At 67.7% G+C, this 23,650-nt stretch carries 20 protein-coding genes; 8 read left to right on the forward strand and 12 right to left on the reverse strand.

The window, feature by feature from the left end; genetic code table 11:
• The 4 genes from ACM1PE_RS10400 to ACM1PE_RS10415 all read left to right on the forward strand — a co-directional run bounded on the left by ACM1PE_RS10400 (nucleotide 1) and on the right by ACM1PE_RS10415 (nucleotide 4,746).
• Nucleotides 1–759 carry an amino acid ABC transporter ATP-binding protein gene (locus ACM1PE_RS10400; RefSeq protein WP_165867946.1) on the forward strand — a complete coding sequence of 253 codons (759 nt, stop codon included), beginning with the start codon at nucleotides 1–3 and terminating at the stop codon, nucleotides 757–759.
• Nucleotides 756–1,703, forward strand: coding sequence for a formimidoylglutamase (gene hutG / locus ACM1PE_RS10405; RefSeq protein ID WP_059380308.1), 948 nt, complete (start codon nucleotides 756–758; stop codon nucleotides 1,701–1,703). Before ACM1PE_RS10400 ends, hutG begins: the two co-directional genes overlap by 4 nt.
• Before the next feature lie 297 nt (nucleotides 1,704–2,000).
• Complete coding sequence (locus ACM1PE_RS10410; protein WP_059380307.1) at nucleotides 2,001–3,290, forward strand: Glu/Leu/Phe/Val family dehydrogenase; 1,290 nt, start codon at nucleotides 2,001–2,003, stop codon at nucleotides 3,288–3,290.
• A 346-nt stretch (nucleotides 3,291–3,636) separates the two neighbouring features.
• On the forward strand, nucleotides 3,637–4,746 hold the full coding sequence (locus ACM1PE_RS10415) for a porin (protein WP_419343211.1): 1,110 nt from the start codon (nucleotides 3,637–3,639) through the stop codon (nucleotides 4,744–4,746).
• A gap of 197 nt (nucleotides 4,747–4,943) precedes the next feature.
• Here the strand turns inward: ACM1PE_RS10415 and ACM1PE_RS10420 are convergent, their stop codons facing one another.
• The 6 genes from ACM1PE_RS10420 to ACM1PE_RS10445 form a co-directional block, all read right to left on the reverse strand.
• Complete coding sequence (locus ACM1PE_RS10420) at nucleotides 4,944–5,762, reverse strand: RsiV family protein (RefSeq protein ID WP_059380305.1); 819 nt, start codon at nucleotides 5,760–5,762, stop codon at nucleotides 4,944–4,946.
• 34 nt (nucleotides 5,763–5,796) lie between these two features.
• Nucleotides 5,797–6,573 carry a lipoate--protein ligase family protein gene (locus tag ACM1PE_RS10425; protein WP_419343213.1) on the reverse strand — a complete coding sequence of 259 codons (777 nt, stop codon included), beginning with the start codon at nucleotides 6,571–6,573 and terminating at the stop codon, nucleotides 5,797–5,799.
• Nucleotides 6,570–6,845, reverse strand: a complete 276-nt coding sequence (locus ACM1PE_RS10430; protein WP_013393496.1) for a lipoate protein ligase C-terminal domain-containing protein — start codon at nucleotides 6,843–6,845, stop codon at nucleotides 6,570–6,572. The genes ACM1PE_RS10425 and ACM1PE_RS10430 overlap by 4 nt, the downstream gene beginning before the upstream one ends.
• 30 nt (nucleotides 6,846–6,875) lie before the next feature.
• Nucleotides 6,876–7,340 carry a GNAT family N-acetyltransferase gene (locus ACM1PE_RS10435; RefSeq protein ID WP_059380303.1) on the reverse strand — a complete coding sequence of 155 codons (465 nt, stop codon included), beginning with the start codon at nucleotides 7,338–7,340 and terminating at the stop codon, nucleotides 6,876–6,878.
• A gap of 10 nt (nucleotides 7,341–7,350) precedes the next feature.
• Nucleotides 7,351–8,052, reverse strand: coding sequence for a glutathione binding-like protein (locus ACM1PE_RS10440; protein ID WP_419343214.1), 702 nt, complete (start codon nucleotides 8,050–8,052; stop codon nucleotides 7,351–7,353).
• A gap of 148 nt (nucleotides 8,053–8,200) precedes the next feature.
• Nucleotides 8,201–9,106: a DMT family transporter gene (locus ACM1PE_RS10445; protein WP_059380301.1), complete on the reverse strand. Its 906-nt coding sequence runs from the start codon at nucleotides 9,104–9,106 to the stop codon at nucleotides 8,201–8,203.
• A gap of 122 nt (nucleotides 9,107–9,228) precedes the next feature.
• Between ACM1PE_RS10445 and ACM1PE_RS10450 the strand changes: the two genes are divergently transcribed.
• A complete protein-coding gene (locus tag ACM1PE_RS10450) occupies nucleotides 9,229–9,696 on the forward strand; it encodes an Lrp/AsnC family transcriptional regulator (RefSeq protein WP_059380300.1) in 468 nt (155 codons plus the stop codon).
• A gap of 8 nt (nucleotides 9,697–9,704) precedes the next feature.
• Here ACM1PE_RS10450 and ACM1PE_RS10455 read toward each other — a convergent pair whose 3' ends face one another.
• The 4 genes from ACM1PE_RS10455 to ACM1PE_RS10470 all read right to left on the reverse strand — a co-directional run bounded on the left by ACM1PE_RS10455 (nucleotide 9,705) and on the right by ACM1PE_RS10470 (nucleotide 14,248).
• A complete protein-coding gene (locus tag ACM1PE_RS10455) occupies nucleotides 9,705–10,196 on the reverse strand; it encodes a glutathione peroxidase (RefSeq protein ID WP_059380299.1) in 492 nt (163 codons plus the stop codon).
• Between the two features lie 9 nt (nucleotides 10,197–10,205).
• Nucleotides 10,206–11,411 (reverse strand): MFS transporter, encoded by a 1,206-nt coding sequence (locus tag ACM1PE_RS10460; RefSeq protein WP_419343216.1) that lies wholly within the window; start codon nucleotides 11,409–11,411, stop codon nucleotides 10,206–10,208.
• A 71-nt stretch (nucleotides 11,412–11,482) separates the two neighbouring features.
• Nucleotides 11,483–12,679 (reverse strand): DUF1501 domain-containing protein, encoded by a 1,197-nt coding sequence (locus tag ACM1PE_RS10465; protein WP_419343217.1) that lies wholly within the window; start codon nucleotides 12,677–12,679, stop codon nucleotides 11,483–11,485.
• A 33-nt stretch (nucleotides 12,680–12,712) separates the two neighbouring features.
• Entirely contained in the window at nucleotides 12,713–14,248 is a 1,536-nt protein-coding gene (locus ACM1PE_RS10470) for a DUF1800 domain-containing protein (RefSeq protein WP_419343218.1), read from the reverse strand.
• 235 nt (nucleotides 14,249–14,483) lie between these two features.
• Between ACM1PE_RS10470 and ACM1PE_RS10475 the strand changes: the two genes are divergently transcribed.
• Nucleotides 14,484–14,816 (forward strand): hypothetical protein, encoded by a 333-nt coding sequence (locus ACM1PE_RS10475; RefSeq protein WP_118934194.1) that lies wholly within the window; start codon nucleotides 14,484–14,486, stop codon nucleotides 14,814–14,816.
• 43 nt (nucleotides 14,817–14,859) lie between these two features.
• Here the strand turns inward: ACM1PE_RS10475 and ACM1PE_RS10480 are convergent, their stop codons facing one another.
• Nucleotides 14,860–15,819 (reverse strand): PAS domain-containing protein, encoded by a 960-nt coding sequence (locus ACM1PE_RS10480; protein ID WP_118934196.1) that lies wholly within the window; start codon nucleotides 15,817–15,819, stop codon nucleotides 14,860–14,862.
• Between the two features lie 122 nt (nucleotides 15,820–15,941).
• Entirely contained in the window at nucleotides 15,942–17,360 is a 1,419-nt protein-coding gene (phrB, locus tag ACM1PE_RS10485) for a deoxyribodipyrimidine photo-lyase (RefSeq protein ID WP_419343219.1), read from the reverse strand.
• A gap of 282 nt (nucleotides 17,361–17,642) precedes the next feature.
• Between phrB and ACM1PE_RS10490 the strand changes: the two genes are divergently transcribed.
• Together ACM1PE_RS10490 and ACM1PE_RS10495 are read left to right on the forward strand one after the other, a co-directional pair.
• Entirely contained in the window at nucleotides 17,643–19,091 is a 1,449-nt protein-coding gene (locus ACM1PE_RS10490) for a CoA transferase (RefSeq protein ID WP_419343827.1), read from the forward strand.
• Between the two features lie 433 nt (nucleotides 19,092–19,524).
• Nucleotides 19,525–23,646 (forward strand): Ig-like domain-containing protein, encoded by a 4,122-nt coding sequence (locus ACM1PE_RS10495; RefSeq protein ID WP_419343221.1) that lies wholly within the window; start codon nucleotides 19,525–19,527, stop codon nucleotides 23,644–23,646.
• The last annotated feature ends 4 nt before the right edge of the window (nucleotides 23,647–23,650 follow it).

A 23,650-nucleotide genomic window follows, 5' to 3' on the forward strand; every position in this document is an offset into this window, starting at 1 on the left:
ATGATCCGCATCCGCGGCCTGCGCAAGTCCTACGGCGACCACGAAGTCCTGCGCGGCATCGACTTCGACGTGCTGCCGTCCCAGGTGGTGGTGGTGATCGGGCCCAGCGGTTCGGGCAAGAGCACCTTGCTGCGCTGCTGCAACGGGCTGGAAGTGGCGCAGACCGGCACCATCGACATCTGCGGCCAGACCTTGCTGGACCACGGCAAGCTGTTGCCCGAGGCCGAGCTCAACCAGCTGCGCATGCAGGTGGGCATGGTGTTCCAGGGCTTCAACCTGTTCCCGCACCTGTCGGTGCTGGACAACGTGACGGTCGGTCCGCGCAAGCTGCGCGGCATGGGCCGCGAAGAAGCCCACGCGCTGGCGGCGGACCTGCTGGACAAGGTCGGCCTGGGCCAGAAGATGTCGGCCATGCCGGCCAGCCTGTCCGGCGGGCAGAAGCAGCGCGTCGCCATCGCGCGCGCGCTGGCCATGCAGCCCAAGGTCATGCTGTTCGACGAGCCGACCTCGGCGCTGGACCCGGAGCTGGTGGGTGAAGTGCTGCAGGTCATGAAGCTGCTGGCCAAGGAAGGCATGACCATGATGGTGGTCACGCACGAAATGGGTTTCGCCCGCGACGTGGCCGACGTGGTGGCGGTGATGGACGGCGGCGTGATCCTGGAGTCCGGTTCGCCCGACGTGATCTTCACCCAGCCGCGCGAGCCGCGCACCCGCGAGTTCCTGCAGGCGGTGCTGAACGCGGGGCAGGGGGCGGCATGAGCGTGGCGCAATTCGACCGAAGCTTGTGGAAGGCCCGCGACGACAGCGCCGAACAAGGCGACACGCGCCGCCTGGCGCATATCGTCGAAGCGGCCGCCGGCCAAGCCCGCAAAGGCGAAGCGGTGTTGCTGGGCTTCGCCTGCGACGCCGGCGTGGCCCGCAACCAGGGCCGCATCGGCGCGGCTGAAGGCCCGTCGGCCATCCGCAAGTTCCTGGCGGGCCTGCCGGCCCACGGCCTCACGCGCCTGCTGGACGCGGGCGACGTGGCCTGCGAAGGCGACCGGCTCGAAGACGCCCAGGAACAGCTGGGCCTGCGCGTGGCGGAACTGATGGAGCAGGGCGCCCGCCCGCTGGTGCTGGGCGGCGGCCACGAGATCGCCTGGGGCAGCTTCCAGGGCCTGGCGCGCTGGCTGGACGCCCGCGGCGACACGGAGCCCGTGCTGGTGCTGAACCTGGACGCGCACTTCGACCTGCGCACCGGACGGCCCGGCAGCTCCGGCACGCCGTTCGACCAGATTTCGCGCTATTGCGAGGAACGCGGGCGGGCCCTGCAATATGCCTGCCTGGGCGTATCGCGGCTGGCCAACACGCCGGCGCTGTATGCGCGCGCTGCTGAAGTCGGCGCCGTCTGGGTCGAGGACCGCGACATGCAGGAGCGCCACCTGGCGGCGCGCCTGGCCAACGTCGACGCCTTGCTGGCCCGGGCGCGCCACGTCTACCTGACCATCGACCTGGACGTGCTGCCCGCGGCGGTCATGCCCGGGGTGTCGGCGCCGGCGCCCTATGGGGTGCCGCTGCCGGTGATCGAGGAAATCGTGCTGCGGGTCAAGGCCAGCGGAAAACTGCGCCTGGCCGACATGGCGGAGTTCAACCCGCGTTTCGACCAGGACGGCCACGGCGCGCGGGCGGCCGCCCGCCTGGCCTGGCAGTTGTTGAACGATTGAGCGGACCGGCGCCTCATCCTTCGGATGTGGGCAGGATCGGGCGGGGCGGTTTCCTGGGAGGAAGCCGCCCCGTTTTTCATCCCCCTTATGGCGGGCGGAAGGGCTTGCGGCTTATGGCTGGCAGGCTGGACGCTGCCGATTTGGCGGCTTAGGATAAGGGCAGCATCAGGCTTGGGTTTGCGGCCCGTTCAACCGCCGCAACAGTTATATGTCCCTAATTAAAATATTTTCGTTTTAAATGGGGACGCTATAACTTTCGTGGATAAAATGGCGCAACTTTGTCAGGAGAGCCAGCTCATGTCTCAAACTCCCACCCACGCATTGCCGTCTTATCTGAACGCCGAGGACCTCGGTCCCTGGGGCAACTACCTGCAACAAGTCGACCGGGTCACCCCGTATCTTGGTTCGCTGGCGCGTTGGGTCGAGACCCTGAAGCGCCCGAAGCGTTCCCTGATCGTCGACGTGCCGATCGAACTCGATAATGGCAGCATCGCCCACTTCGAGGGCTACCGCGTCCAGCACAACACCTCGCGCGGCCCCGGCAAGGGCGGCGTGCGTTTCCACCAGGACGTCACGCTCTCCGAAGTGATGGCGCTGGCGGCCTGGATGTCGATCAAGAACGCCGCGGTGAACCTGCCCTACGGCGGCGCCAAGGGCGGCGTGCGCGTCGATCCGCGCAAGCTGTCGGCCTCCGAACTCGAGCGCATGACGCGCCGCTACACCTCGGAAATCGGCGTCATCATCGGACCGTCCAAGGACATCCCGGCGCCCGACGTGAACACCAACGCCCAGACCATGGCCTGGATGATGGACACGTACTCCATGAACGAAGGCGCCACCGCCACGGGCGTGGTCACCGGCAAGCCGATCGCGCTGGGCGGCAGCCTGGGCCGCGTCGAGGCCACCGGCCGCGGCGTGTTCGTGGTGGGCTGCGAAGCCGCGCGCGACCTCAACATCGACGTGTCCAAGGCGCGCGTGGTGGTGCAGGGCTTCGGCAACGTGGGCGGCACCGCCGCCCGTCTGTTCCATGAAGCCGGCGCCAAGGTCATCGCCGCGCAGGACCACACCGGCACCGTCCACAATCCGGCGGGCCTGGACGTGCACAAGCTGCTGTCCTACGTGTCGCAGCACGGCGGCGTGGGCGGCTTCTCCGGCGGCCAGGCCATGGACAAGGCTGAATTCTGGACGCTGGAAACCGAATTCCTGATCCCGGCCGCCCTGGAAAGCCAGATCACCGCCGACAACGCCGCCAAGGTGCGCGCGAAGATCGTGGTGGAAGGCGCCAACGGCCCGACCACGCCGGAAGCGGACGACATCCTGGCCGAACACGGCGTGTACGTGGTGCCGGACGTGCTGGCCAACGCCGGCGGCGTGACGGTCAGCTACTTCGAATGGGTGCAGGACTTCTCCAGCTTCTTCTGGAGCGAGGACGAGATCAACCAGCGCCTGGAGCGCCTGATGCGCGAAGCCTACGCGTCGGTGTCGCAAGTGGCCAAGGAACACAAGGTCACGCTGCGCACGGCGGCGTTCATCGTCGCTTGCACGCGCATCCTGCAGGCGCGCCAGGTGCGCGGCCTGTACCCCTGATACCGGATACGGCGGGGCGTCCCCAGACGCCGCGCCGAGGAGGGCAGGGAGACAAAAACGGAAATCGCCCCGCAAGGGGCGATTTCCATTTGCGCGTCCGCAAGCGCAACGCGCACGAATAGCACACCGGTATTGCAGGCCTGCGGGCGCCGCGCGATGGCATGCGGGCTGTCGGCGGTGCGCCACATCCCGGGCGCTTTTTTGCAGCCTAGGGATTTTCCCAGCTTGCGTAACAAGAACTGACACATTGCGTCCCTAGAATTCGTTCCTGCCATGCGCCGAGCGCGCCGCACGCGATGCGTGCCAGCCCGGATGCGCATGTCTGTTCAATCAATGGGAATTTGCAATGAAAAAGACTTTGTTCGTCACCGCGATGCTGGCTGCCTTCGGCGCAACGGCGCAAGCGGAAACCTCGGTGACGCTCTACGGCCTGATCGATACGGGTATCGGCTACCAGCGCATCAAGGGCGACGGTTACCATGAGTCCAAGGTTGGCATGGTCAATGGCGTGTCCAGCGGTTCGCGCTGGGGCCTGCGCGGCGCCGAGGACCTGGGCGACGGCCTGAGCGCCGTGTTCACGCTGGAAAGCGGCTTCAACTCGGCCAACGGCACGTCGGGCCAGAACAGCCGCCTGTTCGGCCGCCAAGCCACCATCGGCCTGAAGAGCACCTCGTGGGGCCTTCTGGAACTGGGTCGTCAGACCAACATCGCCTCGAAGTACTTCGCCGCGATCGATCCGTTCGGCGGCAGCTACGGCCAGGCCAACGTCGGCGTGGCCTTCAGCGCCGCCAACACGGTCCGCTACGACAACATGGTGCAGTACTCGACGCCGTCGTTCAGCGGCCTGCAGTTCGGCATCGGCTATTCGTTCAATGCTTCCGACACGACCACCGCGCAGACCGGCTTCAAGACCGCCGACAACACCCGCGCCATCACCACCGGCCTGCGCTATGTCAGCGGCCCGGTGAACGTGGCGCTGACGTATGACCAGCTGAGCCCCGCGAACCAGTTGAACGCCGATGCCACGCCCAAGTCGTGGATGATCGGCGGTTCGTACGATTTCGAAGTGCTGAAGCTGGCGCTGGCCTACGGCCAGACGCGTGACGGCTGGTTCACCGGCCAGGGCGCCAATGCCTTCGGCAGCGGCAGCCCCACGGCCAAGGGCTTTGGCACCAACGTTGCGGTGTCGGGCTTCAAGGCCAATTCCTACCTGGTGGGCCTGAGCGTGCCGATCGGCGGCGCCAGCAACCTCCTGGCGTCGTGGCAGCGTGCCGACACGGACAGCACCAAGCTGACCGGCGACGACGCCACCATGAACATCTACAGCCTGGGCTACACCTACAACCTGTCCAAGCGCACCAACCTGTACGCCTTGGGTTCGTATGCCACCAACTTCGCGTTCACCGACGGCGTGAAGAGCACGGTGGCCATGGTGGGCGTGCGTCACCGCTTCTAAGACGAGAGGCGCGCAAGGGCGGCGCGTCGGCGCCGCCCTGCCGCCGCGGTTGCACTGAGCGGACTGGGCGTCTTACCCGGCCACAGACGCGAAAAAAGCGGCCACCTCCCTAGCTCCATCCTCAGTCCGCTCAACCGAACCCCGGTTCGCTGCCGCAGGGAGCGCCCGCGCAGGCCGCGGGCGCTTCCGGGGGCGGCCTACGAAGCCGGCAGCAGTTCCGGCTTCAGGATCCCGCGCAGTTCCGCATAGGGAATGCTCAGCTCGGGTTCGCCATGCGAATACGGCGCGATGGAATAGGCGTCGTACTTGACCACGATGCCGTCGCGCGTCAGCGCGTAGTTGTCGCTTTCCTGGAACGGCCACATCTTGTTGTAGGCCGCCGGATCGCGGCGCGCGTCCGGATTGCCGGCCAGCCACTTGGCGTGCGCCTGGCGCAGCGCCGCCACGTATTGCGGATGGCGCCCCGGTATCAAGGCTTCTTCCAGGCTCATCACGCGGCCGCGGCTGCGTTCCCAGTTCAGGTACTGGGTGGCCGGAATGCCGTGCGCGGCGCCGGTGATGAATTGTTCGGTGTGCAGTTCCACGGCCACGACGTCACCCACCGTGTCCTTCACGCTGGCCTTGAAATAGGTGGCGTCGCGCGGACGCGCGACCGACCAGAAATACTGCGTGTATTCGGACAGCGTGTCGTAAGGGCCGCGGCGGTTGGCGTCGGTGCCGGTCATGTAGGCCAACACGTGGTCCACCAGCGCGGTCAGCTTGGGTATGCCTGGAAACGCGACGCTGTCGATTTCGATGCGGGGGCAATCGCCCTCGCAGCCCGGTTTGCTGGATGCCCACTTGATGCGCTCGGTGGACAGGTCGCCGACTTTTTCCGGCGTGGACGCCGAGGCCGGCGCCTGCGTGGCCAGGGTGATGTCGGCGGGCGGCGTGCTGCCGCAGCCCGCCAGCGCCAGCAGGGCCGCGCCCAGGATGAGACCGCTTATCGCGCCTTGCGGCGTGAATGTGCGACGCATTGAAACTACCTCCAGAAAATCGGGGCGCGGCCGTTCAGGGCACCACGCCGGTCCATTCGGGCGTGGAGAACTTCTCGGCCGCCTGCGCTTGCGCGCGCGCCAGCGTGTCGCTGCCTATCTGCCCGGGGGTGAGACGGTGCAGGCCGGCAAAAGTTTCCACCATGCGGTCAATGATCACTTCCCGCGCCAGCCCGGTCTGGGTGCGCAAGGGATCGACGCGCTTCTTGGCGCTGGTGGTGCCTTTGTCCGACAGTTTTTCGCGGCCGATGCGCAGGACCTCGACCATTTTATCCGCGTCGATGTCGTAGGACATGGTGACGTGGTGCAGCACCGCGCCGCCGCGGCGGGCCTGCGCCGCGCCGCCGATCTTGCCGATGTCCGAGGCGATGTCGTTGAGCGGCTGGTACCAGGCCTTGATGCCCAGGCCCTGCAAGGCGGTCAGCACCCAGGCGTCCAGGAAGGCGTAGGACTCCTGGAAGCTCATGCCGTGCACCAGCGCCTGCGGGGCGCTGAGCGAATAGGTGATGGAGTTGCCGGGCTCCATGAACATCGCGCCGCCGCCGCTGACGCGGCGCACGACCTGGATGCCGTGGCGGCGCGCGCCGTCGGGGTCGACTTCGTTCTTGAGCGATTGGAAGCGGCCGATCACGACCGCCGGCGCCGCCCATTCCCAGATGCGCAGGGTGGGCGGGCGCAGGCTGGCGCCGACCTCGTCGGTGATGACGGCGTCCAGCGCCATGTGCAGCACCGGGTCTTGCGGCCCTTCATGGATCAGTTGCCAGTCGTAGTCGTTCCAGTCGGTGCGCGTCATGCCAGCGCCCTCCGCAGCACCACGGCGACGGCCTCGGCCGAGAAGCCGAACATTTCGGCATCGGCGGGCAGCGCCGATTGCACGGCCAGCGCCAGTTCCAGTTCGCCGGCATCGGCCGGCAGGCCGTTCAGGCCGCTGTTGATGGCGTCCAGGGCCTCGGGCGGTTCAAGAAAAAAGTCGCCGCTGATGCGCACGTCGGCCAAGCGGCCGTCGCGCACTTCCAGATCCGCGACGACCAGTTTGCCGCCGGGGACTTTGTATTCGCCATGCATGGGCGTTCCTTCCAAATCAGTACTGAAAAACTACAGGCTGAGCTTCATGCCGTCGTGGCTGGCCTTGAAGCCCAGGCTTTCATAGAACCTGCGCGCATCGGGGCGGGCGCGGTCGGTGGTCAGTTGTACCAGGCTGCAGCCCTGGGTGCGGCATTGCTCGATCGCCCACTCGAACATCCTGCGTCCGAGGCCGGCGCCGCGCGAGGACGAGGCGATGCGCACGCTCTCGATCTGCCCGCGCCACTGGCCCAGCCGCGACAGGCCGGGTATGAACGATAACTGCAAACAGCCGACCAGTTGCGAGTCCTGCTCGACCACGGCCAGGAATTGATTGGAATCCTGGCCGATTGCGGCAAAGGCGGCAGCATAGCGCGGGTCCAGCGGCAGCGCGGGATTCTCGCGCGTGGCGCCGAGCTCGTCATCGGCCAGCAGGGCGACGATGCCCGGCAGATCCCCCAGGCGCGCGCGGCGGAAAACCAGTTGCGGGTCGGGCATGGCGGCTCCTTCAGCGGGCGGTGTTCTGGGCGGTCTGGCCGAACAGGATGCGGCGCGATTCCTCGTCGCTGACGGAGGGCGCCGTATTGATGGTGTCGGCCAGGGCATAGGCGTGCTGCGTGGCGGGGCGGGCCGCAATGGCGTCGAACCAGCGCTTGAGGTGCGGGAACTCGTTCAGGTCCTGGCCCTGCTTGGTGTGCGGCACGATCCAGGGGTAGGCCGCCATGTCGGCGATGGAATAGTCGCCGGCGACGAATTCGCGGTCCGCCAGGCGCTTGTTCAATACGCCGTAGAGGCGGTTGGTTTCCTTGACGTAGCGGTCGATGGCGTAAGGAATGCGCTCTTGCGCGTAGCCGGAAAAGTGGTGGTTCTGGCCGGCCATGGGACCCAGGCCGCCCATCTGCCAGAAGAGCCATTGTGACACTTCGGCGCGGCCGCGCAGGTCGGCGGGCAGGAAGCGGCCGGTCTTCTCGGCCAGGTACAGCAGGATGGCGCCCGACTCGAACAGCGAGATCGGCGCGCCGCCGCCGGCCGGGGCCTGGTCGACGATCGCCGGAATGCGGTTGTTCGGCGCGATCGCCAGGAACTCGGGCTTGAACTGATCGCCGCGGCCGATGTTCACCGGATGGATCTTGTAGGGCAGGCCGGTTTCTTCGAGGAACAGCGTGATCTTGTGGCCGTTGGGGGTGGTCCAGTAGTAGAGATCGATCATGGGATGTCCTGTGCGTTGCGCCGGCGGCGGCCGGCGCAGGGAAAAGCCATGATAGCGGGGCCGGGTTGGCGCCGGCCCCAATAACCGGGGGGCGGGTACGGGTTTGCCCCGGTGGCGGCCCGGGGCTTGCCCATGCCGCGGCCCGCATTCAGGCCGTGCCCGCGCGCGGCCGCCCCGGCAGGCGCCAGCTCCAGTTCAGGCTCACGCCGGCCGCCGCCAGGAAGATCATGGCCACGCCCGCGATCTGCGTGGCGTCCATGCGGTGTCCGTAGACCACGAAGTCCAGCAGGATGGCGACGGCGGGATAGATGAAGCTCAACGCGGCGGTGGACGTGGTTGGCAGCTTCTGGATGGCCGAGTACATCAGGATGTACATCAGGCAGGTGTGGATCAGCCCCAGCGCCACCAGATAGCTCCATTGCAGGGGCGCGGCGGGCAGGGCGTTGAAGTCCGCCATGGGCAGCAGCATCACCGCGCCCAGCGTCACCTGCACCAGCGCCAGCACCTGCGGCGGAATGTGCTTGAGCCGCTTGACGATGATGGCGGTGACGCCATAGAGCGCCGCCGCGCCCAGCCCCAGCATCAGCCCCGACAGGTAGGCCCGGCCGTCCGCGCCGCCCGCGTCGGACAGGCGCAGCACCAGCATCAGGCCGGCGAAGGCCAGCACGGACCAGGCCAGCTTGCCGCGCGTGGGCCGTTCGCCCAGGAACAGCACGCCCAGGCCGATCAGGAAGAAGGGCTGCACGTTGTAGACCGCGGTGGCCAGCGAAATGGACGCCAGCCGGTAGGCGGAAAACAGCAGCACCCAATTCAGCACCAGCGCGGCGCCCGCGGCCAGGGCCAGCGCCAGCGTGCGGGCGGTGAACAGGCCCGGCTTGAGCAGGCCGCGCGCCCAGCAATACAGGAACAGGGAGAGGGCGCCGAACACGCAGCGGAAGAAAACCACGTTCCAGGCGCTTTGCCCCGACTCCAGCACAAACACGCCCAGGGTGCCGGACAGGGTCATCGCCGCGGCCATCTGGGCCAGGCCCACGCGTTCTGATGAGGGATTCATGAGGGTTCTCCAGGGCCCTGCGGCCGCGATGTTCGATGGAGAAATTATCCCAGGCGGATCAAGCTGGTTATATGATGTTGATGTGGTGAATCGATTCCGAAACCTTTGTTTAGGTGGAATTTATGCAAAACGACCTAAAAAGTGAAAGCCCGGTCCTGGACGGCATCGACCGCCGCCTGGTGGAGACGCTGACGGCCAATGCGCGCACCACCACGGCCGACCTGGCGCGCCAGGTCGGGATGTCCGCGCCCAGCGTCGCGGACCGCTTGCGGCGGCTGGAAGAGTCGGGCGTGATCCGCGCCTATACCCTGGACGTGGACCCGGTGGCGCTGGGCTACGCGCTGGAGGCCATCGTCCGCATCCGCCCCTTGCCCGGGCAGCTACGCCACGTGGAAGGCCTGATCCAGGAAATCCCGGAATTCGTGGAATGCGACAAGGTGACGGGCGACGATTGCTTCATCGCCCGCGTGGTGCTGCGCTCGATCTCGCATCTGGACGGCATCCTGGAGCGCGTGACCGAATACGCCGAAACCAACACCGCCATCGTCAAGTCGCACACGGTGCGCCGCCGGTTGCCGCCGCTGCGCTGACGCGCGGCTCAGACCGGCGCGGACAGCGCCTTTTCGATGTCGTCCTTGATGCCGGCCGGCGTGTCGGTGGGCGCGTAGCGCTTGATGACCTGGCCGTCGCGGCCCACCAGGAACTTGGTGAAGTTCCACTTGATGCCCTCGGTGCCGAAGACGCCGGGCTTCTCGCCCTTGAGCCAGCGGTACAGCGGATGGGCGTCCTCGCCGTTGACGTTGATCTTGGCGTAGAGCGGGAAGGTGATGTCGTACTGCGTGCTGCAGAAATTGCGGATTTCGGCTTCGTCGCCGGGTTCCTGGTGGCCGAACTGGTCGCAAGGAAAGCCCAGCACCGCGAAGCCGTCGTCGTGGAACGAGCGGTAGAGTTCTTCCAGGCCGGCGTACTGCGGCGTGAAGCCGCATTTGGAGGCCACGTTCACCACCAGCAGCACGCGGCCGCGGTAGGTGTCCAGGGACTGTTCCGTGCCGTCGATGGCGCGGGCGGAAAAATCGTAGAGGGTGCTCATGCGGGCTCCTTAGGCGTCCGAACGCGAGGGTGTCAGCGCGCCGGCTTGTTGTCCAGCGAGTGTAGCCCCGGCGTCGCGGCCGTAGTAGCGCGTACCCCACAAGGTCAGCAGCAGGACGGCGGCGGTGATGCCGGCCGACATCCAGGGCAGGTCCGTCAGCGGCAGGCCGTGGCCCAGCGCCACGCTGCCCAGCCAGGCGCCGCCCGCATTGCCCAGGTTGAATGCGCCCTGATTGAGGGTCGACGCCAGGTTGGGCGCGTCGGCCGCCTGGTCCACGATCAGCGTCTGCAGCAACGGCACGACGGCAAAGCCCAGCACGCCCCAGATGAAGGTCATGACCAGCATGGGGGCCAGCGCGTGGATGGCCTGGCTGAGCGCCAGGAACACCAGCAGCAGGCCAATGAAGATGCGGCGCAACGACACTTCCAGGTTGCGGTCGCCCAGTTTGCCGCCCAGGGTGCTGCCCACCGTCAGCGCCACGCCGAAGAGCAGCAGCACGCCGGTGACGCCGCGTTCGGACACGCGGGTCACTTCGCGCAAGAGCGGCGCGATGTAGGTCAGCACGCAGAACAGCGCTGCGGAGGCAAGCACGCTGGCGGCCAGCGGCCAGACCACCCGCGCGTCGCGCAGCACCTTGAATTCGCGCAGGATGTTGCCGGGCTGCATGGGGATGCGCGCCGGCAGCCAGGCAGCCAGCGCGGCCACGGCCAGCAAACCGATGCCGCTGACCACCCAGAACGTCGAGCGCCAGCCGGCCACCTGGCCCAGCGCCGTGCCCAGCGGTACGCCCAGCACATTGGCCAGCGTCAGGCCGGTGAACATCAGCGCGATGGCGCTGGCGCGCTGGTTGCGCGCCACCAGGTCCGCGGCCACCACCGCGCCCAGGCCGAAGAAGGCGCCATGGCAGAACGCGGTGAACACGCGCGCGGCCATCAGCAAGCCGTAATTCGGCGCCAGCGCGCACAGCAAATTGCCCACCACGAAGGTGCTGGCCAGGCCGATCAGCGTGGCCTTGCGCGGCAGCCTGGCGGTAATGATGGCCATGATGGGCGCGCCGATCACCACGCCCATGGCGTAGCCGGTGATCAGCAGGCCGGCGATGTCGATGCTGACTTGAAGGTCCTGGGCGACGTTGGGCAGGAGGCCCATGATGACGAACTCGCTGGTGCCGATGCCGAAAGCGGCGGCGGCCAGCGCGATGAGGTGCAGGGGCATGGGAGCAGGGCCGGGACGAAAGGGAGGGCCGCGGCGGCAATGACTGGGCAAGGACGGAATTCTAGCGCAGGCTAGACCAGCTTCAGGTCCACGGGCGCGACGCCCGGAAACACCTGCGCCAGCCTCGCACGGTCCAGCCCGTACAGCCGCGAGAACAGGCCGGCGAACACGGCGCGGTACTCATTCAGCACGGGATAGTCGCGGTCCTGGAACAGGGTCTCGCGCTTGACCTCCACCTGGCGGCCCGCGATGCGTCCGCCGCGCACATTGCCGCCCATGATCCAGTAGACCGTGCCGTGGCCGTGATCGGTGCCCTTGTTGCCGTTCTCGCGGAAAGTGCGGCCGAATTCGCTGATGACCACGACCGTGGTCTGCTTCCAGGCCGGGCCCATGGCGTCGGCATAGGCGGCCAGCGCCCGGCCCAACTGGCCCAGGCGGTTCGACAACAGGCCGCTGGCGGCGCCCTGGCCGACGTGGGTGTCCCAGCCGCCGACGTCGACGAAACCCAGGTTGTAGCGGTCGGTCATGAAGCGCGCGATGCGGCGCGCCTCCTGTTCCAGCCTGTCGGCCGACACGGCGTTGCCGCTGGCGGCCTGCATTTCCGCGTCTATCTCCTCGCGCGCCGCGCCCATGACGCGCTGTCCCTCGGCGACCGAGGCATGCAGATCGGTGTTCCGGTACATGGACGCGATGACGCGGTTGTCGTCCGCCGTCAGCCGCGACTTGCGCGCGGCGCCGATCAGGTCGACGTTAGGCACGGGTTCGTCGCCGCGGAATATCTGCGGCACCTCGCTGGTGAATGCGGCGGGTCGGGTCCGGCCCGTGTTCAGCGTCGCCGCGAGCCGGTTCAGGAAGCCCGAACGGTAGTCGCCGCCCTTGCTCGCGCCTTGCCCCAGTTCGATGCTGTTCTGGGTTTCGAAATGGCTGCGGCTGGTGTCGTCGGTGCCGGCGAACGGCAGGAACGCGAGTTGGCGCCTTTCGTAGTAGGGCAGCAGGCTTTCGGCCAGTGCCGGGTGCAGGGCCCAGCCGTCGCTCAGGGGCAGGGCGGCGCCGGGTGCGTCGCCCGGGCGGGCAATGGCGATGTTGGGCCGGGATTCGTAATAGAAGTCGCTCGTGGCCGGCACCAGCAGGCTGGCGGCGTCGTAGGCGCCGCGCATGAAGACAAGCAGCAGGCGGTTGCCGGAAGCGGCGGGGGCGGCGTACAAGCGGCTGCTGCCCAGCGCCAGCGGTGCGGAGGCCATCAGTTGCAACAGGCGGCGGCGGTCCATGATCCGTTCCCTTGTTCTTGTCCTGCGGGCGCTTCAGCGGCGCATGAATTCAGGCGAGGCCAGCAGATAGAGGTTGGCGTCCCGGGACGATCCTGCTTGCGCGATGGCCTCGCGCGTGGCGGGCGACAGTCCGGCGAACATGCCGTTGCCCTCGCTTGCCTTCAGCAGGTTCGGCAGGCGCGGCGGATTGGCCGGCGCGGCGCCGTCCTCCTGATACAGGGCCTTGGCCGCGCCAACCACCGCGCCGGCGACCTCGAAGCGCACGGCCATCTGCCCGGACCCGGACCAGTCCGCCTTGCCCATCGGATAGCCGTCAGGCGTCAGGCGCTGGTTCAGCGGCTGGCCGAGCTGCTTCAGCATACCCAGGCCCGGCTGGGGATTCAGGATCGGCGGCATGTCGCCATAGGCCAGCCGCAGCGACGAATAGACGTAGTGCACGGGATCCTTGAACACGCCGGTCTTGAGCGAGGCCGCGAACTCCGGCGACGCGAACAGCGTGCGCAGGGTGGCGGCGATGTCGCCGTCGGCGGCGAGGAAGGTCTTGCTCATCTTGCCGACCAGCGTCGCGGGCGGATTGTCGCCCACGAAGTAGGCGGCGAGCTTGCCGCTGACATGCCTGGCGGTGGCCGGGCTGCGGGCCAGCAGATCGGCCGCCTCGTCCACTTCCCGAATCCCGGCCGCGGCGATGCGATGGCCCAGGAACGTCTTGTCGCCCTGGTCGTGGCGCGCGGGGTTGAAGAGGAACAGTCCTTCCTGCACGACCTGCGCACGCCATTGCGGCCGGACCTTGGGCGGTTCGGGCTTGGCGGCGACGCCCATGCCGGTCAGGATGCGGGCCAGTTCCTGCACGTCGGCCTGCGTGTATCCGCCGCCCACGCCCAGCGTATGCAGTTCCATCAGCTCGCGCGCGTAGTTCTCGTTGATCTTGCCGGCGACATTCTGCGCATTGTCCAGATAGATCAGCATGGCAGGCGCGCGCATGGTGGCCTTCAGCAGGTCGCCGAACTTGCCTAGCGCATGCGGGCGGATGGCTTGGTCTTCGTATTGCGAAAGAAAGATGCCCACGTCGCCTTTCTGCAGGTCGATATTGAAGTGGTTCATCCAGAACCAGGTCATCTGGTCCTGCAACTGCCTGTCCGAATACAACGCGCGCCACACGGCGCGCTGGTTGACCTCCGCGGCCCGCTGCAGCGAAAACTGGCGGGCTTCGCGCATGGCTTTCTGCTGTTCGTCCGGCGGCAGCTTTTTGGCCGCGGCGCGCATGTCCAGCTGGGTCGCGCGCGCGTCCTCGTCGGAGCGCTGCGAGATCGAGAGCGCGTCGATGCGTTCCTGCACCGCCGGCGGCAGCTTGCCTTCGGCGGTGGGGCGCAGTTGCGCCTGCAGGTAGCGTTCGGGTCCCATCTTCTGGATGCGGGCCAGCTCGACAGGCGTTGCGCCCCAGGTCACGCGGTTGACCAGGGCGGCTTCGCCCGTCCGGTTGTCGGGTTCCGCTTGAGCCAGCGCGGTCGCCGCCAGCGGCAGCAGGAGCAGGGGCGTGGCGCGCAACAGGCGCAGGCACAAGAGCTTCATGGGGCGGATACCTTGCGGAAGGCAACTTGAGGTAAGACAGGATAGTCCCCAATGAATTCACCCCGGCCCGGCATTGAAACGCGCCGAAATGGGTTTCTGCGTGGACACCTGCGCGGATGTCCGCGCCATCCCGCCCATCTCCGCGCGCGGCGCGGGGCCTTTGCGTGGATCGCGGCGCGGCCGTCCTATCATGTGCGCATCGCAGCAATGCACGAGCGCCCGCAGGAGGCCGACCATGGAAGGAATGACCCAACGCCTGGAGGCGATGCTGGCCAAGGGCACGGACAACATGCTGTTGCGCTTTTCGCTGGGCAAGGCCTATGCGGAGCAAGACTGCTTCCGCGAGGCCGAGACCCATCTGCGCGCGGCGCTGGCGTTCGATCCCGCCTATTCGGTGGCCTGGAAATGGCTGGGCAAGGCTTGCCTGGGACAAGGCGACAAGGCCGGCGCGCGCGCCGCCTGGGAGTCAGGCTTGCAGGCCGCGCAGGCGCGCGGCGATCAGCAGGTGGTGAAGGAGTTGCAGGTGTTCATCAAGCGGCTGGACAAGGAGGCCGCGGCCGGCGGTTGACGCGCGGACGCGGCGCGGCCCGGGGCCATGCCGGGCAACAGGCCTAGGCGGCCGGGTGCGCAGGCCGCGGCTGGGCGCGCGCGATCCGCAATACCTCGATGGCGTGGCGCAGATCCTCTGTTTCGACCCGCTGCGCAACCGTTCCAGGCGCGTCCGCGATGCCGGTGTGCACGTCGCGGGCCAGTCCGACCAGGTTCCTGCGCGTGGCCTCCAGCGAAAACCTGAGCGCGCCGGTTTCATCGTCCGGATTGCCTGGCGCCAGCGGCGTGCCCAGATTGCCGGCGGCGATCTGCCGAGTGAAGTCGGTGGCCGTGTTCAGCAAGCCGGAAAGCGTGCGGGCGTAGGCCCAGCCCGAAGCGAAGATCAGGCAGACGCCGGCCGCCAGTACCGCAGCAGCCAAGGCCAGTTGTTCGATATTCAGATTGGCCGCCATGCCGTGCAGCGCGATGCCGCCAGCGGCCAGGAACAGCGCGGACGAAAGTCCCGCCCAGGCCAGCATGCGCGCGCGTATGCCCGACGCCCGCCAGTCGCGCAGACGCGCCAGCAGGCCTCCCGGCACGATCCGTCCCGCGCGCAATCGCAAGCCGCCGGTAATGCCGGTACGCAGGCGCCGGTAGGCGCTGTCTGCCGTCTCGATCTGGGCGCGCGTCGGCTTTACGCGCACGCAGGCATAGCAGACGGTGACGCCGCGCTCCACCACCGGGGTGATGCTGGCCAGCGACCAATAGTGGCCGCCGTGCTTGCGCCGGTTCTTGATCACGCCCGTCCAGGACTGGCCGCGCTGTATCGTGCGCCACAGGTCGTCGTAGGCGGCCAGCGGCATGTCGGGATGGCGCATGGTGTCATGGCCCTTGCCCATCAGGTCCGCTTGCGTGTAGCCGCTGACCTCCAGGAAGGCGGGATTGGCGTAGATGATGCGGCCGCGCGCGTCGGTGCGGGTGATGAGGCACTGCTCGTCGTGCAGCGTGTATTCCTGGTCGTGGACCTGCGGATGGTCGCGCATGGCTGTGTCGTCCTGCGATCGGCGTTGGCGGGATGTCGCAGACCGATCATCCGGGACGCGGACGGAAGCGGCGTTGACCTAGGTCAAGCGCGGTCGACGTCGTTCCCGCCCGCGGCCAGCGCTCAGGCCGGCGGCAGCCCGCTGAACGCCTCCAGCGCGCGCAGCCGGCTCTGGGCCAGGTCGACAATGGGCAGCGGATAGCCAGCGGCGGCGCGCTCCATGGGGCTGGGATCATGGATGGCGCGGCTGTCCAGATGCGCCAGTTCCGGCAGCCATTCGCGCAGGAACACGCCGTCCGGATCGAACTTGCGCGACTGCGACAGCGGATTGAAGATGCGGAAGTAGGGTACGGCGTCCGCGCCCGTGGATGCGCTCCATTGCCAGCCGCCGTTGTTGGCGGCGAGATCGCCGTCCACCAGCTGCGCCATGAACCAGGCTTCGCCCAGCCGCCAGTCGATCAGCAGGTTCTTGGACAGGAACATGGCCGTCACCATGCGCAGGCGATTGTGCATCCAGCCCAGCGCCAGCAACTGCCGCATGGCCGCGTCGACGATGGGAATGCCGGTCTGGCCCTGCTGCCAGGCATACAGGTCCTTCGGCGCGTCGCGCCACGGCACCGCGGCAGTTTCCGGCTTCATGGGCTGGTGCATGGACAGTACGGGGTAGGCGGCCAATAGATGCTGGTAGAACTCGCGCCATAGCAATTCGTTGATCCAGGTGGCGGCGCCGCGCTTGCCGCCTTCCACCTCGCCATGGTTGGCGGTCAGCGCGGCGCGCAAGGCCTGGCCCGGCGACAGCACGCCTGCCGCCAGATAGGGCGACAGGCAGCTGGTGGCGGGCAGCGAGGGAAAATCGCGTTCTTCCTGGTAAGCGTCAATGACGCCGTCGGCAAAGGCGTCGAGCCGTTCGCTGGCCGCGTGCTCGCCCGCAGGCCAGAGCGCGCGTACGGGCTCGGCGGGCGCGTCGAACCCTTCGAAGGCCGCGGGCAGCGGATCCGCCGGCCAGGGCGGCGGGGTCTGCGCGCGCGGGGCCGGCAGGGCGCGCAGCGGCGCCGTGCGCAGCCGTTCGCGGCAGGCGCGCGCGTAAGGGGTATAGACGCGGTAGCACTCGCCCTTGCCGGTCAGCACCGTGCCGGGCCGCAGCAGCGAAGCGCCATGATGCAGCGTCCAGTCCACGTCCAGGGTCCGCAGGCGGGCGGCGACCGCGGCATCGCGGCGGCGTTCATTGACGGCCCATTCGGCGTTGACGTGAACCTGGCCGATGGCGTGGTCGCGGCAGAAAGCGGCCAGCGCGTCCGGCGCCTGGCTCCAGTCATGCACCGTCAGCAGCCGCAGCGGAATGCCCAGGCGGCCAAGCTCGCGCGAAAGTTCGCGCAGATTGCGCAGCCAGAAATCGACCTTGGCCGGCGCGTCGCCATGCAGCCGCCATTGGCCGGGCGCGGCCAGGAACAGGGCGGTGACCGTGCCGGCTTCGGCGGCGGCGGCCAGGGCAGGGTTGTCATGCGCGCGCAGGTCGGTGCGCAGCCAAAGCAGCGTGTTCATGGGCGGTCCAGGGCAGGGGGCGGCGAGGCTGGCATTCTATATTGCGCCCGCCGCGCGGACGCGCCGGCAGACCGGCCTTGGAAGACGATGTAAAAACTACGAGTAGATGTGTCCTGGCCTGCCCAGGCCGGCGCCGCCGGCCTCGCGGGGGAAAGCGCTCGGCGTGGCCGGATCGCGGCGCTTTGCGGTCAAACCATGAAACACGCTGGCGCGCCGCGGATATTGACGCGGCCTGGACCCCGCCATGTAATTCAAATAAACGACTAGAGCAAGATGAACGCTATGGGAAATCTGATGGACCTACGCCCGTCTTTTCTGAGGGGCCGCACACCCGCAGGCAACGCGTCCCGCGACGTCTTGCAAAAGCTCTGGCGCTCGGTGGATCTGCCCGACGAATCGCTGGAGCACGTGGTGTTGACTGGCGCCGATCCAGTAGTCCCATCGTCCTTCGCCGTCGGCGCCGCGGCGCAGACCAGCCTGGCCGCGGCCGCGCTGGCCGCGGCGGAAATCTGGAATTTGCGCGGCGGCGCCAGGCAGCAGGTCGCCGTCGACATGCTGCACGCGGCGCAGGAATGCCGCAGCCACTACACGATCAACGGCATTACGCCCAATCCCTGGGACCCCATCACCGGGCTGTATCGCTGCGGAGACGGGGGCTGGGTCCGCATCCACGCCAATTTCGCCCATCATCGCGATGGCGCGCTGGCGCTGCTGGGCTGTCCGGCTGGCGAAGACACCACCCGCGCCATGGTCGAGCGCGCCTTGAGCCGCTGGAAGGCCTTGGACTTCGAACAGGTGGCCGCCGACGCGGGGCTGCCCGTGGCTGCCATGCGCAGCTTCGACGAATGGGACCGCCATCCCCAAGCCCTGGCGGTGGCCGCCCAGCCTCTGCTGACCATCGAGCGCATCGGCGAAGCCGATCCGCGGCCCTTGCCCAAGTACGGCAACGGCGCCCGGCCGCTCAAGGATATCCGCGTGCTGGACCTGACCCGCATCATCGCCGGACCGGTCTGCGGACGGGCGCTGGCGGCGTACGGCGCCGACGTGATGCTGCTCAACTCCCCGCATCTGCCCAACATCGACAACATCATCGACACCAGCCGCGGCAAGTTGTCGGTGCTGGCCGATCTGGATACGGCCGACGGCCGCATCGCGCTGGGCAACCTGTTGCGCAGCGCGCACGTGTTCGTGCAGGGCTACCGCCCTGGCGGCCTGGCCGCGCTGGGCTTCGGCCCGCAGGACGCGGCGCGCCTGCGTCCGGGCATTGTCTACGTGTCCTTGACCGCCTATGGCGACAAGGGCCCATGGGCTGGCCGCCGCGGCTTCGATTCCCTGGTGCAGACCGCCACGGGCTTCAACCACGCGGAGGCGCAGGCCGCGGGCCAGGACGCGCCCAAGCCCATGCCCATGCAGATCCTGGATCATGCCTCGGGCTACCTGATGGCGTTCGGCGCGCAAGCCGCGCTGGCGCGCCAAGCGACCGAAGGCGGCAGCTGGCATGTGCGCGTGTCGCTGGCGCAGACCGCGCATTGGCTGCGCGGCCTGGGCCGCGTCGAGGGCGGCTTGGCGTGTCCGATGCCAGGTTTCGAAGGCCTGCTGGAAACCGAGCCCTCTGGCTTTGGCGAGCTGGTGGCGCTGCGCCACGCCGCGCAGTTCTCCGATACGCCGGCCCGTTGGACGCGTCTGTCCAGCCCGCCCGGCACGCATCCGCCGGTCTGGCCGTTCAACTAGGAAGGCCGGCTCAGCCTGCGCACCCCGTGCTCAGCCTTGGCTGAGCCGTCCCCATCACTCTGCAACACGAGTCCGCCCGATGCTGCCATGCGCGCAGTCATCGGGTTTTCTGTTATGGAATAAAGAAATTACATATTGATATCAACAGTTATATAAATAGCATGTCGTCATATTTTGTCATTATTAAGTAACAAGAATCCCGGGGCGTGATTGCTTTGAGCGCTGGCAGGACTTCGTCCTGCATATGACTCAGAACGAATCCGCCAATGCCGCACTTCAGTAGTTTGGCGGCTCTGCCTGGTTGGCGCATTGCCCGCCCGCGGGATTCCTATCAGACAAGGTCATGACGATGCTGAAGCCATCCAAGGCACACGCTTGGTGCAGAGCGGCTGCGCGCCAAGTCAGAAAGGCGCTCTGCACGGCGCTTTCCGGTTTGCTGCTGTTCCAGGGGTGCACCGCGCCGCTGGCCGGCGAACAACGCAAGCCGTTCCCCGGCGCCGAAGGCCGCGCCGCATCCGCCAGCGTTGCAGTTCAGGACGGGGATCGGGCGAAGGATCCAGGCGCGGCCGCAGCGAACGCGCCGATTCCCGCAGGCATGGAGCCCGCGCCCGATCTGGAAGGGCGCCCCTTGCCCGCCAATCCCAATCAAATGGCCAGCGCGGACGCCAGGTCGACGGCCAGCGGCAAGGCCGTCGGCGTAGCCAAGCAGGCTGCGGAAAGCTGGCTGGGCCAGTTCGGCACCGCCAGGCTGGACCTGTTGGGCAACTTCCACGGCGGAGGCCTCGACATGCTGTTCCCGCTCCACGATTCTGGGACGGGTCTGATTTTTTCCCAGTTCGGCGCGCGGCGGACCAACCTGCTGCAAGAGTCCTACCGGACCACGGTCAACCTCGGGCTGGGCTACCGCCATTTCGGCGACGGCTACATGGTCGGCGGCAACGCCTTCCTGGACCAGGACGTGTCGCGCGGCCACCGGCGGCTGGGTCTGGGTAGCGAATGGTGGGCGGACTATCTGAAGCTCAGCATGAACGGCTACTTCCGGCTGAGCGACTGGAAGCGTTCGCCCGACGCGCGGGACTATCAGGAACGTCCGGCCAGCGGCTGGGATATCCGGACCGAAGGCTATCTGCCGCAGTATCCGCAGCTGGGCGGCAAGCTGATGTTCGAGAAGTACTACGGCGAAGAGGTCGGACTGTTCGGCGCCAGCAACCGGCAACGCAATCCCAGCGCCTGGACCCTGGGCGTTTCCTATACGCCGGCGCCGCTGGTCACGCTGGGCCTGGACCATCGCATGGGGCAGGGCGGGCAGTCCGACACCAGCTTCAAGCTGGGCCTGAAGTACGCGCTCGGCGTGCCATTGGCCAAGCAGTTGCAGCCGGGCGAAGTCGCGCGCAGCCGCAAGCTTGCCGGCATGCGCATGGATCTAGTGGAACGCAACAACGAAATCGTCCTGGAATACAAGAAGAACGATCCCATGACGATACAGTTGCCGGCGGCCGCTTCCGGGTATCCGCAGACGGTCGTCAGTTTCCCGGTAACGCTGGCGGGCGCGGATGCCGCGCCCAGGATCGAATGGTCCGGTTCCGCGGCGCCGTTTGCGATGCCATACAGCGGCGGCGCATCCGCATCGCTGACGCTGCCGGACTACCGCAGCGGCGGCGTCAACAGCTATCAGCTGATGGCGTCCGCCACCGATGCGCATGGCCGCAGGATCCGTTCCAACATCATGAATGTCAGCGTCAATCCGCTCAGCGTCAGCGTGGTCCGCTCCAAGGCCGCCGCCATGGCGGACGGCGTCGACAGCGTCAGGTTCACGGCCCAGGTTCGCGGCATTCAGGCCGAACCCATGGCGGGGCGCATCGTCACATGGGCTGTGCAGGGACCAGGCACGATCCAGGAGTCCTCGGACCGCACCGACGCCGATGGCATGGCGTATGCCCTGGTCAGCAGCACTGCCGCGGGCATGATCGGGGTCGAGGCGATGGAAGAGCACGGGTTCAAGGGCAGGAGCGAGGCGGAGTTCCTTGAAGCGCCGAGCGCGGCCAGCGTGGCGCAGCTCGTTGCGGAACCCGCGTCCATTCTTGCAAACGGCAGGGACAAGACGGTACTGAAGGCGACGGTCAAGGACGGCAAGGGCAATGCGGTAGGCGCGGGCGTGGCGGTGAGCTGGACTGCCACCGGCGGGCGGCTTTCCAGCAACAGCAGCAATACCGACGCGAACGGCATCGCCGTGGCGGAACTGCTGTCCGCCACCGTTCCAGGCATTGCGGCCATCACCGCCAAGGCCGGCTCCCAGGATCAGGGAAAGACGGGGTCCGTTGCCTTCCTGCTCGATGCATCCGAGGCCCAGGTGCTGCGGCTCACGCCAAGCAAGACTACCGCCTTGGCCGACGGTCTGGACACGGTGACCTTTACCGCCACCGTGGCGGATGGCCGCGGCAATCCGGTAGGGGCGGGCATCGCCGTCAACTGGAGCGCCAGCCTGGGCATGTTGGGCGCCGCTTCCAGCAACACCGACGCGAGCAGCCAGGCCACAGTCGTGCTGACCGCGCCGACCGCGGCTGGCGCGGCGACGATCACCGCCCGGGCCGCAAGCGGCGACCCGGGCAAGACCGCTGCGGTTGCCTTCGTCGCGGACACCGCGACCGCGCGCGTTGTCCAGCTCACGCCCAGCCAGGCCAGCGGCACGGCCAATGGCGCGGATGCCGTGGTTTTCACCGCCATGGTCGAAGATGGCCGCGGCAATCCGGTGGGGGCGGGCGTCACCGTCAACTGGAGCGCCAGCCTGGGGACGCTTGCCGCTACCAGCGTCACCAATGCCAGCGGCCAGGCTTCGGCCTTGCTGATCGCGCCTATCGTTCCCGGCACGGCGACCGTCACTGCCCGGGCGGCGGCTGGCGATGCCGGCAAGACCGCCTCGGCCGTCTTCGCGGCAGACGAACTGAGGGCCCGCGTGGCCGCACTCAGCCCAAGCAAGATCACCGGCCTGGCCAACGGCACCGACACCATCACACTCACGGCCACGATCGATGATGGCCGCGGCAATCCAGTGGGGGCGGGCATCGTGGTCAATTGGAGCGCCGATCGGGGCACGATAGGCGCTTCCAGTATCACCAATGCCAGCAGTCAGGCCACTGTCGTCCTGACCGCGCCTACCGCGACCGGCGCGGCGACTGTCACCGCCAAGTGCGCGCCGGCCCGCCAGGCGAAGAGCGCCGGCGGAGATCCGGGCAAGACCGCCGCCATCGATTTCATCGCTGACGCCTCCAGCGCCCACGTCATCGAGCTGGTCGCGAGCAAGACCGACGCGGTGGCCAACGGCGCCGATACCGTGACCCTCCGGGCCGTCGTCGTCGACAAGCAAGGCAATCGGGTCGGCGCAGGTGTTACCGTCAACTGGAGTACAAGTCTGGGCCAGCTCCCGGCGGCCACCACGACCGACAGCAAGAGCGAAACCACGGCCGTTCTGATCGCGCCGACTTCCACGGGCGTCGCGACGGTTAACGCCAAGGCTGCGGGCGGCGATGCGGGGCAGGTTGTGTCTGTCACCTTCATGGCGGACGCGTCGACCGCCCGCGTGGCGACAGTCGCGGCGAGCAAGACGAGCGGCTTGGCCGATGGCACGGATACCGTGACCTTCACGGCCACGGTTGCGGACGCCAAGGGCAATCCGGTGGGGGCTGGCGTCGCGGTCAACTGGGGGGCCAGCCTGGGCACGCTGGCTGCGACGGTCAGCAAGACCGACGCCCACAGCCAAGCCTCGGTTGTATTGACCGCGCCGACTGCTGTGGGCACTGCGAGCGTCAACGCCCGGGCCGCGGGCGGCGACGCGGGCCAGACCGCCACGATAGCCTTTGTGGCCGATGCCTCCAGCGCGCGCGTGGTGAGTTTGGCAATTAGTAGCAATAGGACGACGGTACGGGCCAACGGTACAGACACTGTCTTCCTCTGGGCCTATGTGAAAGACGCCATGGGCAATCGCGTGGCGGGGGCCACCGTCGACTGGGCCGCCAGCATAGGCAGCCTGGATAGTGCTACGAGCGTCACCGACGCCCAGGGCGAGGCCCAGGTCAAGCTGGTGTCGACGGTCGCCGCTCGGGTTTTGACGAGGGCCCGGGCAGGAGCGGCGGATCCGGGCAAGACCTCGCTCGTCTTCTTCGAGGCCGACCCCACCAGCGCCCGCGTGGTCGCGCTCACCCAAAGCAAGACCAACGGCGTTGCCGACGGCGCCGATACGGTGAGCTTTACCGCCACGGTACAGGACGCATACGGCAATCCGATGATTGGGTGGAACAGTAACGGCTATGCAATGGGTGGCGACATGGTTGTCAACTGGACCGCGTCCGGCGGCACGCTGGCCGATGCTGTCAGCAGCCCCGACGCCAGCGGCAAGGCCACGATGGTACTGACCGCGCCGAAGGCTGCCGGCAACGTAAATGTCACCGCCGCGGCCTCGGGGCGGGACGCGGGCAGGGTAGCCAGCGTGACCTTTGCGCCCGCTACGCCCAGCACCCGCGTTGGCAGCGCCTCGGCCAGCAAGACCAGCATCGCGTAGCCAA

This window comes from Achromobacter sp. PD1, assembly GCF_048541815.1.
Taxonomy (GTDB): Bacteria; Pseudomonadota; Gammaproteobacteria; order Burkholderiales; family Burkholderiaceae_B; genus Achromobacter; species Achromobacter bronchisepticus_A.

Excerpts from the sequence above, each read along its gene's own strand:
- ACM1PE_RS10400 (WP_165867946.1), top strand. The coding sequence starts at position 1 with ATGATCCGCATCCGCGGCCTGCGCAAGTCCTACGGCGACCACGAAGTC.
- hutG (WP_059380308.1), top strand. The coding sequence starts at position 756 with ATGAGCGTGGCGCAATTCGACCGAAGCTTGTGGAAGGCCCGCGACGAC.
- ACM1PE_RS10410 (WP_059380307.1), top strand. The coding sequence starts at position 2,001 with ATGTCTCAAACTCCCACCCACGCATTGCCGTCTTATCTGAACGCCGAG.
- ACM1PE_RS10415 (WP_419343211.1), top strand. The coding sequence starts at position 3,637 with ATGAAAAAGACTTTGTTCGTCACCGCGATGCTGGCTGCCTTCGGCGCA.
- ACM1PE_RS10420 (WP_059380305.1), bottom strand. The coding sequence starts at position 5,762 with ATGCGTCGCACATTCACGCCGCAAGGCGCGATAAGCGGTCTCATCCTG.
- ACM1PE_RS10425 (WP_419343213.1), bottom strand. The coding sequence starts at position 6,573 with ATGACGCGCACCGACTGGAACGACTACGACTGGCAACTGATCCATGAA.
- ACM1PE_RS10430 (WP_013393496.1), bottom strand. The coding sequence starts at position 6,845 with ATGCATGGCGAATACAAAGTCCCCGGCGGCAAACTGGTCGTCGCGGAT.
- ACM1PE_RS10435 (WP_059380303.1), bottom strand. The coding sequence starts at position 7,340 with ATGCCCGACCCGCAACTGGTTTTCCGCCGCGCGCGCCTGGGGGATCTG.
- ACM1PE_RS10440 (WP_419343214.1), bottom strand. The coding sequence starts at position 8,052 with ATGATCGATCTCTACTACTGGACCACCCCCAACGGCCACAAGATCACG.
- ACM1PE_RS10445 (WP_059380301.1), bottom strand. The coding sequence starts at position 9,106 with ATGAATCCCTCATCAGAACGCGTGGGCCTGGCCCAGATGGCCGCGGCG.
- ACM1PE_RS10450 (WP_059380300.1), top strand. The coding sequence starts at position 9,229 with ATGCAAAACGACCTAAAAAGTGAAAGCCCGGTCCTGGACGGCATCGAC.
- ACM1PE_RS10455 (WP_059380299.1), bottom strand. The coding sequence starts at position 10,196 with ATGAGCACCCTCTACGATTTTTCCGCCCGCGCCATCGACGGCACGGAA.
- ACM1PE_RS10460 (WP_419343216.1), bottom strand. The coding sequence starts at position 11,411 with ATGCCCCTGCACCTCATCGCGCTGGCCGCCGCCGCTTTCGGCATCGGC.
- ACM1PE_RS10465 (WP_419343217.1), bottom strand. The coding sequence starts at position 12,679 with ATGGACCGCCGCCGCCTGTTGCAACTGATGGCCTCCGCACCGCTGGCG.
- ACM1PE_RS10470 (WP_419343218.1), bottom strand. The coding sequence starts at position 14,248 with ATGAAGCTCTTGTGCCTGCGCCTGTTGCGCGCCACGCCCCTGCTCCTG.
- ACM1PE_RS10475 (WP_118934194.1), top strand. The coding sequence starts at position 14,484 with ATGGAAGGAATGACCCAACGCCTGGAGGCGATGCTGGCCAAGGGCACG.
- ACM1PE_RS10480 (WP_118934196.1), bottom strand. The coding sequence starts at position 15,819 with ATGCGCGACCATCCGCAGGTCCACGACCAGGAATACACGCTGCACGAC.
- phrB (WP_419343219.1), bottom strand. The coding sequence starts at position 17,360 with ATGAACACGCTGCTTTGGCTGCGCACCGACCTGCGCGCGCATGACAAC.
- ACM1PE_RS10490 (WP_419343827.1), top strand. The coding sequence starts at position 17,643 with ATGGGAAATCTGATGGACCTACGCCCGTCTTTTCTGAGGGGCCGCACA.